Source organism: Clostridium sp., assembly GCF_036643715.1.
Classification (GTDB): Bacteria; Bacillota; Clostridia; order Clostridiales; family Clostridiaceae; genus Clostridium.
The window spans coordinates 137,651-155,423 of sequence record NZ_JAVXRL010000002.1; the positions used below are offsets into that span (position 1 = coordinate 137,651).

12 protein-coding genes are annotated in these 17,773 nt (G+C 28.6%); all 12 read right to left on the bottom strand.

Annotated features, from left to right (window positions below; translation table 11 throughout):
• Nucleotides 1–2: 2 nt before the first annotated feature.
• Nucleotides 3–1,058 carry a cysteine protease StiP domain-containing protein gene (locus tag RSF37_RS01515; protein WP_332562610.1) on the bottom strand — a complete coding sequence of 352 codons (1,056 nt, stop codon included), beginning with the start codon at nucleotides 1,056–1,058 and terminating at the stop codon, nucleotides 3–5.
• 14 nt (nucleotides 1,059–1,072) lie between these two features.
• On the bottom strand, nucleotides 1,073–2,305 hold the full coding sequence (locus RSF37_RS01520) for a phosphoribosyltransferase domain-containing protein (RefSeq protein WP_332562611.1): 1,233 nt from the start codon (nucleotides 2,303–2,305) through the stop codon (nucleotides 1,073–1,075).
• Nucleotides 2,306–2,318: 13 nt separating this feature from the next.
• Complete coding sequence (locus RSF37_RS01525) at nucleotides 2,319–3,395, bottom strand: HpcH/HpaI aldolase/citrate lyase family protein (protein WP_332562612.1); 1,077 nt, start codon at nucleotides 3,393–3,395, stop codon at nucleotides 2,319–2,321.
• 91 nt (nucleotides 3,396–3,486) lie between these two features.
• Nucleotides 3,487–4,041 carry a hypothetical protein gene (locus RSF37_RS01530; RefSeq protein ID WP_332562613.1) on the bottom strand — a complete coding sequence of 185 codons (555 nt, stop codon included), beginning with the start codon at nucleotides 4,039–4,041 and terminating at the stop codon, nucleotides 3,487–3,489.
• A gap of 202 nt (nucleotides 4,042–4,243) precedes the next feature.
• Nucleotides 4,244–6,115 (bottom strand): tyrosine decarboxylase, encoded by a 1,872-nt coding sequence (gene tdc / locus RSF37_RS01535; protein ID WP_332562614.1) that lies wholly within the window; start codon nucleotides 6,113–6,115, stop codon nucleotides 4,244–4,246.
• Nucleotides 6,116–6,148: 33 nt separating this feature from the next.
• A complete protein-coding gene (locus RSF37_RS01540; RefSeq protein ID WP_332562615.1) occupies nucleotides 6,149–8,011 on the bottom strand; it encodes a pyridoxal phosphate-dependent decarboxylase family protein in 1,863 nt (620 codons plus the stop codon).
• Nucleotides 8,012–8,023: 12 nt separating this feature from the next.
• Entirely contained in the window at nucleotides 8,024–9,481 is a 1,458-nt protein-coding gene (gene tyrP / locus RSF37_RS01545) for a tyrosine-tyramine antiporter (RefSeq protein ID WP_332562616.1), read from the bottom strand.
• A 405-nt stretch (nucleotides 9,482–9,886) separates the two neighbouring features.
• A complete protein-coding gene (pulA, locus tag RSF37_RS01550) occupies nucleotides 9,887–13,129 on the bottom strand; it encodes a type I pullulanase (RefSeq protein WP_332562617.1) in 3,243 nt (1,080 codons plus the stop codon).
• Nucleotides 13,130–13,259: 130 nt separating this feature from the next.
• Nucleotides 13,260–13,718 (bottom strand): 4Fe-4S cluster-binding domain-containing protein, encoded by a 459-nt coding sequence (locus RSF37_RS01555; protein WP_332562618.1) that lies wholly within the window; start codon nucleotides 13,716–13,718, stop codon nucleotides 13,260–13,262.
• Nucleotides 13,715–15,475 carry a ribonucleoside triphosphate reductase gene (locus RSF37_RS01560; RefSeq protein WP_442878697.1) on the bottom strand — a complete coding sequence of 587 codons (1,761 nt, stop codon included), beginning with the start codon at nucleotides 15,473–15,475 and terminating at the stop codon, nucleotides 13,715–13,717. The genes RSF37_RS01555 and RSF37_RS01560 overlap by 4 nt, the downstream gene beginning before the upstream one ends.
• Nucleotides 15,476–15,597: 122 nt before the next feature.
• Nucleotides 15,598–16,221, bottom strand: a complete 624-nt coding sequence (locus RSF37_RS01565) for an alpha/beta hydrolase (protein ID WP_332562619.1) — start codon at nucleotides 16,219–16,221, stop codon at nucleotides 15,598–15,600.
• Nucleotides 16,222–16,738: 517 nt separating this feature from the next.
• A partial coding sequence (locus RSF37_RS01570; RefSeq protein WP_332562620.1) for a DUF726 domain-containing protein occupies nucleotides 16,739–17,773 on the bottom strand: 1,035 nt, incomplete at its 5' end.

Here is a 17,773-nt window from a genome sequence, read left to right on the forward strand (position 1 = left end):
TATTACGCCTCTATTATTGCAATACATTTATAATGACTTTTATCATACTTAATTACCTTTACATCTTTCTCTTTAGCAAGTTGCATAATGTGCTTTATATTCTCATCATCTAAGTCTTTAACTAAAAGGTGACTTACTTTCCTTCTAAGTAAAGCCCTAGAAGATTCTCCAATGCTAAGCTTTATTTTATTTATATCTTTAACTTTAAATTCCACTTGTACTTCTCTAGCTATTTCATCTGCTATATTTTCTTTCTCATAAATTTCACATTCAGCAATATCTTTTCTGAAATTTTCTTCAATAACTTTTATAAAATGTTCTGAATAATCATATTCTAAAAGATATGATAAATATTTTGCCCCATGAAAATCATCCTTACCTATGTATTTTTCATTAAGAATTGTCCTACTTACAAGTCCACTTACAGTTGAATTTAATACGCAATTTGGAATGATAACATCTTCTCTTGTACCACATATAGTACATAATCTTGCAGGGTCTGCGATAACTGCAAGCTCGCTTGATACATCTAAATTAAACTTATTATTGAATTCTCTTATTGATTTTAATAATTCTTTTGTTATAGATCCTTTACCAGTCCATCCATCAATAAACTGTATGTTTAAATCTCCACTTTTATCTGCAATATACTTTAAAGCATTAAAATCTATTCCTTTTCCTCTAATTATCGAAATGCTATAATGAACAACATCTACATTGTACTTATACTTAATATATTTCTTTATTAATATTCCAAAAGGAGTTCCAGCTCTAGCTAAAGAAACTAGTGCTACCTTATCACCTTTAGTATTAATAATACATTTTGAAACTTTACTTATATAATTAGCAATGATATGTTTTGTTTTTTCTAATTGATTAAAAAAGATTTTTGTAATCTCATTGCTTGGTATATTTTCCTTTGATATAAATTCTGAATAAGAGATTCCACTTCTTATAAGTTCTTCTTTTTCATCTACAGTTATCTCTGTAATCTCTTCTGACAAGTCTTTAAGAAGCATAATAACTCCATCTTTATAACTACTATTTATTAATTTCATATATTTTCTCCAAATTAAATTTTAAAAATAAGTATGTTTTCTGTTAGTTTAATATTAAGATCATTTTCAGTAATTAATATTACTTTGTCATACTTACTTTCTATTTCTTCTTTATTGTACATGTAGTACTTAACCCCTTCATCGTAAAATATATTATTACTCTTAATTGGGTACCCCTCTTCCTTATCACAAAAAATTGGACTTCTAGTAGTTGTTTTAAAGTAAGTATCATTTTTCAAATAAGATGATATTTTAGCTGGAATATATATATTTTCACCATGTCCCATAACAAGTATCTTCCAATCTGAATTTATATATTTTTCAATTTCTCTCGCTATACTACTGCACATAAAGTCTAACTTAACAATACTATCTCTACTGGTTCCAAATCTACCACTATCTTTGTAATAGCTCTTTTTAACATTTTCCGTTGAAACTACACTAATTCTGTCTAATCCATTAAGGTTAATAACTTCTGTTTTATTTGTTATCTCATTTTCATTATTATTAGTAAACACTCTATTATCACTAACTTTAATATTTCCACTAATTAAAGACACAACATTAGCTTTGATTTCTGTTTCACTTTCCATATCCTCAAAAAGCTTTTTATGTTCATAGCTTCGCCAATCTAATATACTTAAAACTGTATACTTCTTAACATTCGTAACCTTAGTTAATTCCTTAATTATGTTTATCATTGATTTTCCTGTTGTTATTTCATCATCAACTAATATAATTCTATCTTTATTTATTATATTTTTCTTTTCTAGTGGAAAACATTTATGAACAGTTGCATGTGAGTGTTCTTCTAAAAAATTTACTAAAGGTTCAATTGAATTTATATCCTCTCTAGTTGTAGTTAAATAAAATGAATTTTCTATTGATGATGCAACTGCCATTCCAAGCCCTGTAGCTGTCTCTGCAAATCCAAGTATTAAAATATCTTCTCCTTTATTTTCAAAGGTATAGCTATCTATTATTGACTTTGTGTGTTCATTTATTTTTTCAGGATTCTTTAAATACTCTAAAAGCATATTTATATCGTTAGAATTATTGTTTTCATACATAGCAGATGCTAATAATATACCAATCCCCTTACATATATCCCCTCTAACTTCAATATGTTTACCGAGTACTTTACTTATGAATAAAAAATTTCTCAAGCTATTATTAACTCTTTTTCCAACAGTTATTAGGCTATCTAATTCAATATTATAAATATTCTTCTCTATGTTTATTTTCATATTTATTACTCCCTTATAATAAGTCAAAATTATTTATTCTCTCATTTAAAACTCCAAAGGCTCTAGCCCTTAAAATCACCTTTTTCGCCCAATTTAAATGAGGCATAACTTCATTCATTTTGTTATCATATACACCTTTAAATACCCCACCTTTGCTAGCATTTTCAATAATATTTTCTGCATCTATATAGTCTTCATAGCTTACTACTTGCATCGTATTTACAAAGTTAACTTGGCTTGGATGTATTACTGTCTTTCCTGTAAAACCATTTTCAATATCAAAATTTATTTCATTAAGCAAACCTTTTACTTCCTTTGAGTTACTATCATTTGAAAAATACTCAAATACAGGTGCTGAAACTGCATATTTAATATCACATCTTGAAAATAAGTTTATAATATCAATAAGGCAGTCTGAAACTACCTTAATATCATATATTGATGTTGTAACTTTACGCCTTAATCCAAACTTTGATGAAAAATCTGTTCCACCCACTCTAATATTTAAAATATAATCTTTATAATTATCTATTATTTCTTTTATTCTTAGTAATTCTTCTACTCTAGTCTCTTTATAAATAACTTTTTCACTCTCAATTATTGGCATCCCATATACTATAGTATTATTAACTTCATTCAATTTTTTCAAATGATAAAAGTATTCTTCTCCATTTGATGAATCAAATTTTGGAAATATAAACCCTGTTAATATACTAAACCCCTCTTTATTTAACCTCTTTGAAAACTCTTTAAACTGTTTTATATTTCTTACCCTTAAAAATATTAATGGTATATGACCTTCGTTTAGCCTGTCCTCTTGAATCGCGATATTTAATTCAGTTAAAATGTTTATCACATTATTTTCCCCAAATAAAACCTCACTTCCTTTTGTAGCATCTTCAAAACAAAAAGTTATACATCCAGTATTTTTAAACTCTTTATTTAATAACTTGTTAAGTACATCTTTTGTAGCACTCATATACATGTTAGCTCCAAGGCAATGCATTAAAAATTCTTTATTGCTAAACTTATTAAAATCCTCTGGCTTCTTATAAAATAAGTTTTCATAAACCTCTTTAAAATATCTCAAAACTTTTGCCTTCTTTCATTTTCCTATCTAAAATAAAAAAGTGTAAATAGAAGCCGGCACACAAATTCTAATATGAGCCGACCTATACTTTTTATTCTCTATCTAATATTTCTTTTATTTTCTCATTCTTCTCATCAACTGAAATTATTTTAAATTCATACTGTTTTTCTACAGTTCTTATTTCATCAAAGTATTTAAGTCTATTCTCATGCATTCTAATTTTATCGTAATATTCTTCTTTATTTATTATGTCCATTCCAAGAGCTCTATCTAACTTTTCTTTTTCTTTCTCGAACTGATCACTAGCTCTCTTCTTTTCTTGAAGTATTATTTTGTCGCCAAGTTCCTTTGTTGCTTCAATAACTTCATTTTTCAATAATTCTTTCTTTAATATCTTAGGATTTAACATAGTAAAAATATCATTAAGTTCTAAATTATCAATATGACCATTTACTTCAATATAAGATACTACTCTTTTTCCTATCTCTTCATAAGTTGACTTTATTTCTGTATCTAATACTTTTATTTCTTTTTCTATCTTATTTATTTTGTCCTGTTCTATAGCTGTTACCGTAATAGTATTTGCTAAATCTGAAACATTCTTACCAATTGACTCAGTCATAACCTTTAAATTCTTTAATATCATACCCTCACCACCATATTTTTGTTAATAATTTTTTAAGATTATTAACATTATATGAATATAATATTATATTCATTTGCTTTTGTCGATACATTATTCCATAATTGTATAATTTTAGTTCAGATATAAGTTTCATTTACGAGTATTTCTTATTTACTCTATAAAAAAATGGACAAAAGATATTAATCTTTTGTCCATTTATATTCTATTTAAGTAAATCTGAATTTTCTAATAATACTTTATTCAGTTTTTCTAATATTGCATCATCAAACTTTTTAGCATATATATCAAATACATCCTTTTGTCCTAAGAATGGTGATAATACACATGCTCTTATTAATGTAACGCTATCTACTTTGTTCCATTCTTCTTCTGTAATACCACATCTTTCAACAAAATCTAATGGACTATCACTGTAATCAGAAACTGCAAATTCAGTGTGTGATGTTATGAAATCATTAGCATATATATTTCCATCAACAAATGATGCTTCATCATATATTTTATGATTTAATTTATTCATTTTAACTAAATCTTTATTTCCTTTTACGTTAAATACAAAATCTACCATGTTGAAATCTGGTTTAACAAGTGGTTCCACAGTGACTATTGTATCTCCTACTTTATATTCTTTCTTTTCTACTATTTTCAAGTATAAATTATAAGCCCCTTCAATGCTTTCCCCAATAAGTTCCCCATAACCTGTTATATTAAGAGGTATTGTTTTATGAGCAGCCCATACTGATGCTGCTGTAGCACCTGCTTTTGAACCTTCTAATATAAATGCTCCTAAAAGTGCTGGGAACTGCATGTCCTTTTCAAAAACATATGAAGCAAAGTATGATATAGTATCTTTCATTCTACTATCTTTTATTACAAGTCCACCTGCTGAATATGGTACATATCCCATCTTATGTGGATCAATTGTAATACTATCAGCTTCACTCATAGCTTTAAATGCATTGTATACATCGTCTGTAGGCCAATCGAGCTCTGCATTTCTAAATACTTTATGCTTCATATATTTAGCATGTAATTGATCCTTTGGAATGAAATCATAATTTTCGTCTAAGAATATTGACCTTGTATATCCACCATATGCAGCATCCACATGGAAGTAAAAATTGATACCTTTCTTTGAAAACTCATTTTTAAGCTCAACTATTTTATCTATATAGTCTACTGCACCCTCTTCTGTTGTTCCTGCAACTGCAACAACACCTAGTATTGGGATATTTTTTGATGTTAAATCCTCGATTGTTTTTCTAAGTTCATCTATATCCATTCTATAATTATTTTTAATCTTTATACTAACTAGGTTGTCTGTTCCAATACCCATTATATCTGTTGCTTTAACCCATGAATAATGCTTAGTTTCTGGAACTAACCATTTACCTAGTTTAGGTAAATCAGTTGATATAGCTCTTACTGAATTGTTCTTTAGTAAATCTATTTTGTCAGGATTTTTTTCAAATAGGTCTAGAATTTCATTAACAGACATATTTAATAGTTCCCATTCTGATTTTCCTTCTACTAATTCTGGCATTACTTTTTTCATTGCAAGTGGTAATGATTTAATATTTCTTGCATACCATAATCCTTCGTAATTTGCAGTAGATCCATCTGCACTTATATGACCCCATCCTTTGTTTACGTCATATCCCATTAGTCTACAGAAATCTTCACCAACCTCTTTTTCCATCTTTGATGTTGCAGGTGATGCCTCATATGCAACATTGTTTGGATTATAAAGCATTCCTGCAAAGTACCCAAGTAAAGCTGGCATTAATGTTTCTGAGTTCATATGACCTAAGTATCTTGGTGAGTGCCATGGAATTAATCCAGATCTTAATTTAATTGATAGTTCTTTCATAACACTTTCCATTCTGTCAGTAGTTATATTAAATCCTGTAGTTTGTTTTTCTTTAATAGTAATTATATCTTCATCTTCTGGATGATAATTTTTTCTCCATTCTTCATGATCTTCAAATAATTCTAAAAGATTCTTTCTAAAAGTATCTGCATTTTCAGATTTTGGTCCTAAAAATAGTGCATTAGTGTTAATATCAGTATTCATAATAAATTTCTCCTTCCACTTTGTTTTTTATACTTAAAATTCTCCACTTTCTAATATCTCGCTCAATTTATTAATTATTGATTTATCTATTTGTTCTGAGTAGTAATTAAATACATCTATATCATTTAAATAAGGAGTAACAACACATGATCTAATTAATGTTAACTTATGAACCTTGTCCCATTGCACTTTACTTATTCCACATCTTTCTATTAATTCAACTGGACTGTTTTTGTAATCAGCATAACTAAATTGTGTATGTGAAACTATAAAGTCATTCATAAATGGTTCAGTGAAATAAGATGATTTCTTATAAAATGCAAATGTTAATTCATTCATCTTATCTAAATCTTTATTACCCTTTAAATTAAATACATAATCCACCATATTAAAATCTGGATTTGTTAGTATATGAACTTCAACGGTCTTATTACCTATTTTATATTCTTTCTTACTTAGTATCTTATTATATAAGTTAAATGCTCCTTCAACACTAGCTCCAATTAATCGACCATATCCAGTAATATTAAGTGGCATAGTTTTATGTGCTACCCAAACAGATGAAGCAGCGGCTCCGGCTTTTGAACCTTCCATAATAAATGCACCTAGTAAATCTGGAATCTTTGTATCCTTTTGGAATGCATAACTAGCAAAATAAGATATTGTATTTCTCATCCTTCTATCTTTAATAACTATTCCTCCAGCTTTGTATGGAACATATCCCATTTTATGCGGATCTACTGTTATACTATCTGCTTCACTCATTGCTTTAAAAGAGTTATATACATCATTAGATGGCCAGCTCACATTTGCATTTGAAAATACTTTATGATCTAAATATTTTTCTTTTAATTTATCCATTTCGATAAACTTATTATTTTCATCTAAGAATATCGCTCTTCCATATCCACCATATGCAGCATCAATATGATAATAAAAGTTAATTCCTTTCTCTGCATAACTTTTCTTAAGTGCTACAACCTTGTCTACGTTATCTACTGCACCTTCTTCAGTAGTACCAACTACAGACACTACCCCTAGTATTGGAATACTTTTTGATATTAGTTCATCAATTTTTCCTTTAAGTAAATCTATATTCATTCTAAATTTATCATCAACAGGTATTGCAACTAAATTTTCTAATCCTATACCTAAAATGTCAGCAGCCTTAAGCCATGAATAATGCTTTGTTTCTGGTACTAATAATTTACCTAATTTACTTATTTCGCTTGCATCAGCTCTTGCAGAATGCTCTTTTATTTCATCTAGCTTTTCTGGAACTTTATCTAATAAGCTCATTATTGATTCTACTGGCATATTTAGAAGTTCCCACTCACTTTTACCCTCTACTAAATTTGGTACAACTTCTTTAATAGCTAGTGGCATGGACTTGATATTTCTCATATACCAAAGTGATTCATAATTTGCTGTAGATCCATCTGCTGTAATATGACCCCAACCAGTTATAGGATTTATTCCCATAAGAGTACAGAAATCATTACCAACTTCTTCTTCTAATGCACTTGTCGCTGGTGCTCCTTCATAAGCTACATTATTGCCGTTATATAGCATTCCTGCAAAATATCCAAGTACAGCAGGCATTAGTATTTCTGAATTCATATGTCCTATATATCTTGGTGAATGCCATGGCATCATGTTTTTTCTTAGTTTTGCTGAAAGTTCATCTAAAGCTTCTTCCATTTTATTTCTAGAGTTTATATAAAAATCTTCACTCATATGATCTTTAGTTATAATATCATTATCCTCTGGATGGAAATCCTTCCTCCATTGGGCATGATCGTTGAACATCTTCAGTAGATTATAACTAAAAACATCAGCATTCTCTGATTTGGCTCCTAAAAACATTGATTTTAAATCCATATCATTTTCATTCATTTTATACATCTCCTAATTATTTTTTTCTTTATTATTTATATCCTTATCTCCATGTATAACATTTTCACTTGAAACTATATTCTTCTTCCAAGATGGTTTTCTAAACTTGAATATTATAATAGGAGTTACAAAGCATATTATTGTTCCTATCGCTTCGAATAAAATATACACTAGATGATCACCTTTTGGTACATCATCAGATGGTATAAAGCTTATAATAATGGTTAATGATACACCAATCAAAGCTAGTGTTGAAGTTACCCACATACCAATTTTCCCACCAGGTATAGTAAATGTCCTTACTACATTTGGTTGTTTGTATTTTAATATTATTTCTGCTGCTATTATAAATAAATATACTACGCAATATAATATTGTTGTTAGTATAAGTACCATAAAGTATCCAGTATTAATTTCAGGAACTACTAAAAATAATAATGCTAAAATTGAAATACCAACGGCTTGAAGAATAACAAATGTAACTGGTATATTATCTTTATTTCTTTTTTGGAACACTTTAGGTAAGTTTCCTTCTTCAGCTACCCTTATCATAGCTTTTGATGGTCCAAGTACCCATGCACTCATCTGTGCAATCATTCCTAAACATATCATTAACCCTAAAATACTGCCTAACCAATGCACTCCTAATTTACTGAAGTACAAATCGAAAGGCTGAAGAATATTAGCTAATTGAATTTGACTATTTGGTATAGCATTAGCTTCAGTTAATCCTGCTAAAAGATTAAAAATAATCATTGCACCAATTGAAGCAAATACCGCAATTGGATAATTTTTCTTCGGATTTTTAATATCATTCGCATGAACTGATGCTATCTCAAGTCCTGCAAAAATAAAACATATTCCTGAGAAGAATGATAATTTACTTAATTGTGTCATATTAGGAATTGCAGTATCCCAATTTATAGGTCCTAAATTTACATTACCATGTTTTATTGCAAAGAAAATCCCTAAACCTACTAATAACACAAATGGTATATAAATACCAAGCACAGATCCAAATGTATTAACCCATTTTCCAAGTTGTCCTTTAAAGTTTAATAATGTTACAGCCCAGAATATTATGATTGTCATAATAGCAACATATGCACCATTATTTGCAAGTTCCGGCTTTCCAATTGTAAAAGCTAAAACACTAGCAAATGCTGAACCTACCATTTGCATTCCTACAAGCATTTGTATCCATAATAACCATGATGTTACAAAACCCCATTTTTCTCCCATGGCTGTCTTAACCCAAACTTGTGGTCCACCTTCTTCTGGCCAACCAGTAGCAAGTTCTGCAGCAATTAAAGAAATTGGTATTGCAAATAGTACTCCTGCTCCTACCATGAAGAATATTCCTTCCCACCCAGCACTAGCAACTGTTGGAACATTTCTAATACTTCCATAGAAAGCTATACTCAGCGCTATTAGTTGGAACAAGGTCATCTTTTTACTTTTTTGACCCATAACTTTTCACTTCTTTCTATTGAATTTATAAAGGATTTTATTTATAATTACTACTAATTAACAAGTTTAATATTTAACCACTAGTAATTATTCCTCCTATATTTCCGTTATAACTCTTTTGAACTTAATGTCAAAATGAAAACAATAACAAATAAATAACTATATATTGAAATAAGTTATATTCCTATCATAAATGCAACCCTATTTATGATAATCCCTATATTTAATTACCCAATATTTAAAATAAGTGAAAATATTGGTAATAGTAATATCACTCCTAAAGTGGAATATAATTGAAAATAATTAATGAATTTATAAAACTAAAGGTTAATTTTCTATTTTACTTTTAATTGCTTTTTCATGTTAAAATAAATTAAAGGAGGCAAAATTAATTGCCTCCTTTAATTACTTCCTTTTCTTATAAATAACTGTACCTATAATAACTAATACAACCCCAATAAATGCTATAAGAGTATAATTCATACCAGTATTTGGCATACTTGTATTATCATCCTTTATATCATTGCTATTACTAGGCTTTTCTACATTACTACTATCCTCTTCTGTACCACCACTTGGTTTTTCTGGCTTCTCATTAGTATCTTCTTTACCATAACTATTTTTGTCTACTAATACATAAGAAGAATTACCAGGAACTTTTACCTTATTTCCATTAATTGAAGCTAAACTTTTAGTTCCAGCTTTTTTTTCATTTACAACGACTTCCCATCCTTCACTTGGCAATGTTATATTAGCTTCTTCTTTATTAGCATTAAATATTACAGCCATCTTGTTCCAGCTATCAGAAACCTTAGCCCCATCTAAAGTATATGCAACTATATTATCTTTATCAAAATTCTTTCCCTTTTCCATAAATGATAAATTTTCTTGTATATCTTTAGTGCTATTCATTCTAAATGCCTTGTGAGACTTTCTAAGACTAATTAACCCTTTATAATAATTAAATACATCATTATATTTTTCTTTTCTAGTCCAATCGATTTTATTTATACTGTCAGGTGAGTTATAACTATTATGATCAAAGCTACCATCTTCTTTTACTTTAGTTCTTAACAATTCTTCTCCCCCTTGGAAAAATGGTATTCCTTGAGAAGTTAAAACTATGGCTGCTGCCATTTTATTCATTGATTTTAATTCTTCCTCTGAAGCATTTTTATTAGTTGTCTGAAGTTTATCATAAAGAGTTAAATTATCATGAGCTGAAACATAATTTATTGTTTGATAAGGTTCATTTGCCCATGGAGTAGTACCATATCCTTCATAGGGACTTGGAAGGCTTCCATATTTAATATTATCATTTTTTGTTGAACCAACAACACCAAACTTAATAAGTTCTTCAAGTCCTTTATATCCATTTACGAAGCCTGGCTTATCAGCATCAAATACATGTCCTTTAACACCATCTCTCATATCATCACTAAAGGCCGCTATTTGAGATTCACCATACTTAACAGTATTATTTTTAACTGCTCTATCCTTTTCAGGAAGTGGTGAATCTCCACCAGTCCATCCTTCTCCATACATTAAAATTGTCTTATCAATTTTATCTAATTCTTTTCGAGCTAATTTCATAGTATCTATATCATGAAGACCCATTAAATCAAACCTAAATCCATCTATATGATATTCCTTTGCCCAATATACTACAGAGTCAACAATCATTTTTCTAACCATAGACCTTTCAGATGCTATTTCATTTCCACAACCAGAACCATTTGAAAAGCCTCCATTAGCATTTTGTCTATAATAATATTCAGGTACTGCTAAATTATACTGTGAATCAGTAGTTGCTCCTGTGTGATTGTATACAACATCCATTACAACTCTTATTCCTGCCTTATGAAGTTCCATAATCATTTTCTTAAATTCATTAATTCTAACTTCTGCACTATATGGATCTTTTGAATAAGAACCTTCTGGTGCATTGTAATTTTGAGGATCATATCCCCAGTTATACTGTGGCTTATTTAAATTAGTCTCATCAATTGACCTATGATCAAAAGTTGGAAGAAGATGAACATGAGTTACCCCAAGTTCTTTTAAATGATCTATCCCAGTCTTTATATCTCCATTTCCAGGTAAAGTAGTTCCCTTTTGCCAAAACCCATCATACTTTCCTCTTATCTCAAGCTTTGTATTAGATGAATTATCAATTGTAAAATCTCTTATGTGTATTTCATATATTACTGCATCAGTTGGATCTTTAAGTTCAGGTTTACTATCATTTTCCCATCCTTCTGGATTTGTACTATTTAGGTTTACAATCATTCCCCGTCTTCCATTTACACCTACAGCTTTTGCATATGGGTCTGTTACATTATTTTCTTTCCCATTGTTTGTAACTAAATAATCATAATACTCTCCATTTAAGTCACCCTTTATAGTCGCCGTCCAAATTCCTTTTTCGCCTTTAGTCATATTAATTACTTCTTTTGCATCTTTATCCTTTAAGTAATCACCACTATTATATAAAGCTAGTTTAACTTCTGATGCCATAGGTGCCCATAATACAAACTCTGTTTTTTCTTTCTTATACAAAGCTCCAAGTTCACCATTATAATGGTATAACTTTTCAAATTCTTTTGATGCAAATACTTTCCCAAGTGTAACTTTAATAGGCTTATATCCTTCTATTTCTAAAATATATTCTTTATTTAAATCTAATTTACTTTTAGTAGTTATCTTTCCACCATTCATATTATCTGGAATCGTTACCGAAATATTTAAAGGTCGTCCATTCTCTTTTAAAGTAACCTTTCCATTCATATCTTTAGAAGGTAATTTAACATTTGTTATAAAATTAATCTCGTTTATGGAATCTATTTTGGCAGATGTTATTTTTGAATCCTTTATTGCATCTTCCTCCCTATAAACAATATTTTCATTAGATTGTACTAAGTATGCATTTATTTCCCCTTTATTATTAGCATAAGCCAAATTTATAAATCTATCATTGTGTCCATCTTTATCTGACCAATCAGGTTTTCTAACTATAATTCCTATTCCTCTTGGATCTGCATTTTTAACTTCTTCATAAGTTATTTTCGCAAGTTTTCCATAATTAGTATCTGTAGTCAACTTATATCCCTCTCCACCTTTTACACCATCTAACCATGACCAAATATCCCAGTCATTATATTTCCCATCAAATCTGTAATAATTTAAATTTAATGTGACTTTATCAAAATCTCTATTTAAGTTTTGAGTTTTATAGTCTCTGTTTTCTTCCTTATGTTTAATAACAATTTCTTTATCACCTTTACTTAGATCTATAAATTTATCTTCTCCAAAGTAGTTTTGACTCCATTCATTGCCACTTACACTTTTACGCAATATAAATCCTAATTTCCCAGAGTCACTGTCTAATTTAATTACTGCAAATTTTCCCTCTTCATCTTCTCCAATAAAATTAGTTTCTTTAGCATTGGAATCTTTTCCATTTTTATCTCTTTCCCACGTCCAAAGATTCCATCCTTCATAATCTTTATCATTCCGCTCATATCGTATTTTAATATACCTTTCACTAGAATTTTTTTTTGCCGCATTTGCCTGAACTGGAATTTGTATTAAAGTAATTATAAATACAATACCCAGTAGAGATGCAAGTACCTTTTGAAATTTTCGCATAAAATACCCCTCCATCTTTGTAAACATTATCAAGGTATATTTTACCATTATTTTTAACCAATAACAATATTCATTTAATTAAAATCAAAAAAGGCTTATACGATGTATAATAACACCGTATAAGCCTTAACTATATTTTTAATATCTTTTGATTAGACGTTGCAAGCTTAACATCATATTGAACATTATCAGATACTTTTAAGCTTTCATCATATTTTCCAAATTTATAATATAAATTCTTATTTAGATTATATATATCAGAAAACTTTTCTTTAAATTCTTCTTCAGTAAGTCCTGAATAAATAATTATTTTAAGATTCTTATTTAAAGCTGCATGAATAATTGCTCTTAGTTCATCTGGTTGTAATGACCATTCAAGACCTGCTAATATAATTCCTTCATTAAAAGGATTAGCTGTTACTTCTTCTATAATGTCATCAGAGTCCATTTTAATAGTAGGTAATTCTTTAATATGTTGATTAAAACAACCTTTGCAATTAAATCTGCAATCTACAGCAGAAATTAAAGCTCCAATAAAGGGGGCATCCTCAACTCTTTCATGCACTATTCCTTTAGTTCTAATAATCATAGTTTTAATTGCTTTCTATCTCTAAACTCTGATTTTTTACCTTCATTGAAGAACTCAACCTTTCTTAAGTATCCAGTAATTCTTTGATATAAATCAAGTTTTTCTCCGCATATAGGACACTCGCTAACTTTTTCTTTAACATATCCGTGCTTATTACAGTATCTATTTAATGGAGATATACTTACATAAGGAGTTCTATACTTTTCACATACAGTCTTCACAATATGCTTTGCCTTCTCTCCACTTATTGCTGCATCACAATATATGTGTACAACTGTTCCACCTGTAAATAATACTTGAAGTTTATTTTGATGATCAAATAATTGATTTAAACTTTCAACTTCCTTTGGTGGTATATGACATGAATTTGTATAATATGGATAATCTCTAGTTCCTCTAGTAATAATATCTTCAAATTGTTCCACATCATTTTTTGCTAATCTATAGCAAGTTGACTCAGCAGGTGTTGCTTCAAAGTTATATAAACTACCAGTTTCTTCTTGAAACTTAAGAAGTTCATCTCTGATAAAATTACATACTTCAATTGAGAATTCTATTCCTTCTTCTGTTAAAATATTTTTACCATTAAAATTTTCACACATTTCATTTAGCCCAACAACTCCAATTGTACTAAAGTGATTGCTAAGAGTTCCAACATATGTTGAAAATGCTGGCAACATACCATTGTTAATTATATTTTCATTAAGCCATTTTCTCTTCTTTTCTAAACTATCTTTTGCAATAACTAAAATATCATGAAGATCTTTTAAAAATCCTTCTTTATTATTTTTATTCTTATATGCAACTCTAGGTAAATTGATAGTTACAACTCCAATACTTCCTGTACTGTCTCCACTACCAAATAGTCCACCATTTCTTTTTCTTAGTTCTCTAAGATCTAAGTTCAATCTACAGCACATTGATCTTACATCACTTTGGTCCATATCTGAATTAACAAAGTTTGCAAAGTAAGGATATCCAAACTTACCTGTCATTTCAAATAATAATTCATTATTTGGATTATCCCAATCAAAATTACTATTTACATTGTAAGTTGGAATTGGATATGAGAATGGTCTACCATTATAGTCTCCTTCATTCATAAGTTCATTAAAAGCTTTATTTAACATATTCATTTCTTTTTGGCAATCTTTATATTTAAAGTTAGCTATATCATCACCAATTAAAGCATCATCTTCTTTTAAATCATTTGGTGGATATAAATCAAAAGTTATGTTAGTAAATGCAGGCTCCGCACCTGATCTACTATTACTATTAATACTGAATATAAAGTTTTGTAAGTTTTGCTTTACTTCTTCATAACTTAAATTATCATTTTTTATATATGGTGCTAATAATGTATCGAAAGAATTAAATGCAACTGCTCCCATTATTTCATTTTGATATATTGTAACTAAATTAGCTATTTGATTTAAAATCGCATCAAAGTGCTTAGCTGGACTGCTTGTTGGAATGTTTGGAATTCCTGTTACACCCATAATTATTATGTTTCTTAATGAATATCCACAGCAGTATAATGTTAAACCGCCAAGATCGTGAATATGCATATCCCCATCTTTGTAAGCATTTATTATCTTTTTATCTTTATAAACTTGGTGTAACCAATAATCCTTTGAAACTTCAGCTATTATGTGCTTATTTAAACTACCAAAGCTATATGGTGAGTTTGAATTTTCATTAACTCTCCAATCTATTTTATTTATATAATCATCTATTATTTCTTTGCTATATATCAAAATCCCACGTCCTTTTTTAAATTTTCCATGTTTTTTTCTTCTGTTATATTAATAAGTGGCTATAAAAATAGGCTACCCATATTTTTAGGCAACCTATCTTTATATTTATAAGTAAATTTTTTTTACTTTAAATTGTTTTTTAGGAATGTTTCTACGTATTCTATAATTTTTAATTGAATATCAAGACTCTTTATTGGTTCTTTTTCAATGTTTAGAGCATGATTTGCACCTTTAAAGTTGATTAACTCTGTTCCATCAACAGCTTCAACCTTCTCTACATTTTCTTTTGATAGTAATGGATCACTACTACCTGTTATTACTAGAGAATTTCTTTCAATTCCCATATTAACTGTTTTATTTATTGGACTGATATACACGTTTGTTATTTTATGTCCTTCAATATTTTTATTTAATACGTTTTGAACGCAAGTTCCTACACTTTTACCTATTATAACTACATTTTTGTATCCATCTTTTAATGCACCATTAACTATTTCTAGTGTTTCTTTTGCAACTATATCAAATTCTTTTTCTACATTAAAGTCTTTTCTTGCAACTTGGAATCCATATTCTACTTTTAATAGATCAAATCCAAATTTTAATGCTAATTCACTTGTATATTCTAATGTTACCCTATCAAGAGTGTATGCTATACCTGGTAGTACTATTGCTAATGTATCACTACCTTGTTTTATTAATGTTGGCTTTAGTAAAACACCCCAGTATGAATTAATGTTATTATTCATAGTTCCATCTTCTTTCTTTTGTTTTTTTATTGCTTCTCATGAATTCTATTATACATAACTTCTTTGTCTTATTATAATACTAATCTGTTATATAGTTAATAGGTAATACTTATTCAATCCAATAATATACTAATTATTCATAATTGATAATCTTACTATTTTTTTAACTTAAAACACTATTTTACTAGTTTATACCCCACATTATCTTATACTATTTAAAGGTAATTTTTGCTGAATTATATAAATTAAAAACATATAATGAATTTATTTAAGAACAATACTCTATCATGAATTTATGCATTACAATTATGAGTTCTTTTGCAGTTCTATAATTTACATCAGTTTTTTTATATGTTTTTTCTATTTATAATCTTTTTTTCTTTTGATTTCTCAGATACTGCTTTACTATAGCCTGATAATCATGCTAAACCCAAAATAACGAGTGCAGCTATATCACTTTTTTTCATTATACTTACTTCAATATTTAATTGTATTTATGAATCTAAAAGTATTAGCATTATATATTAACCATTTTCTCATAACCAAAATTAATTGTAATATTCTTATCCCTATCATATTCCAATTCTTTTTTCATAATTAATGTTTCATATGAATGTTTAAAATCCAAAAAATCCGATTTAATTTCTTCTATAATTTCTCTTTTATCCAAATTATTATCATTCAATAATTCCATATAGTTAATCATCTTTATTATTGACATTAATATATTCTCATTATTCATTTTGCTAGCTACTTGTGCACTTATATATCCACCTACTCCACCAACTAATGAACCACCAGCTATTAAGACAACTGTTCCTCCTGCCATTCCTAATCCACCAACAGCAATTGCTCCACCGCCTAATGCACTTAATCCAGCTGTATATGCTGCAGCACCGCTTAGACCCATCATTCCGCCAATACTTGTAGCGACAAGTGGTGCTGCAAGTCCAGCTGTTATTGCGACAACTCCAGCACCAACTATAGTACATTTTAATAATCTACTCCAGTATCCGGTTGCTTCCTTTATTAATTTTTCTGTATTTTTAATTATTCTAAAGCTATATTCTTTTTTTACATTTAAATATACTCCTATTTTTGCTGCTACATTGTATAGATCATTTTCTTTTAAAGTTGTTGTGCATGTGAAATTATTTAACTCATAATATATAGGTGCTAGAATAATTTCCTGTAATATTATAATCATTTTTTCATCATTACATTTACTTTTATACATACTTCTAATATCCTTATAAGATTTTTCCTTATATATTTTATTTCCTTCACTATATATATCATTTTTCCAGTTTGACAACCATTCATTCTTTTCTTTAATTATTGTTTCTAACTTATATAGTTTTTTTTCATTCTTGCTATTTAACATTGTCGAAATGATCCCACTTTCAGCTTTTCTTGAGTTCAACTTTACATTTAACATATCTATTGTATTTAAGTCTTCATTTATATCTAATAACACTCTTTGCTCTATAAGTTTTAAGATCAATATGTGTCCAATTATATCTATTGCAAATTTATCTTTTAGTACTCTTAC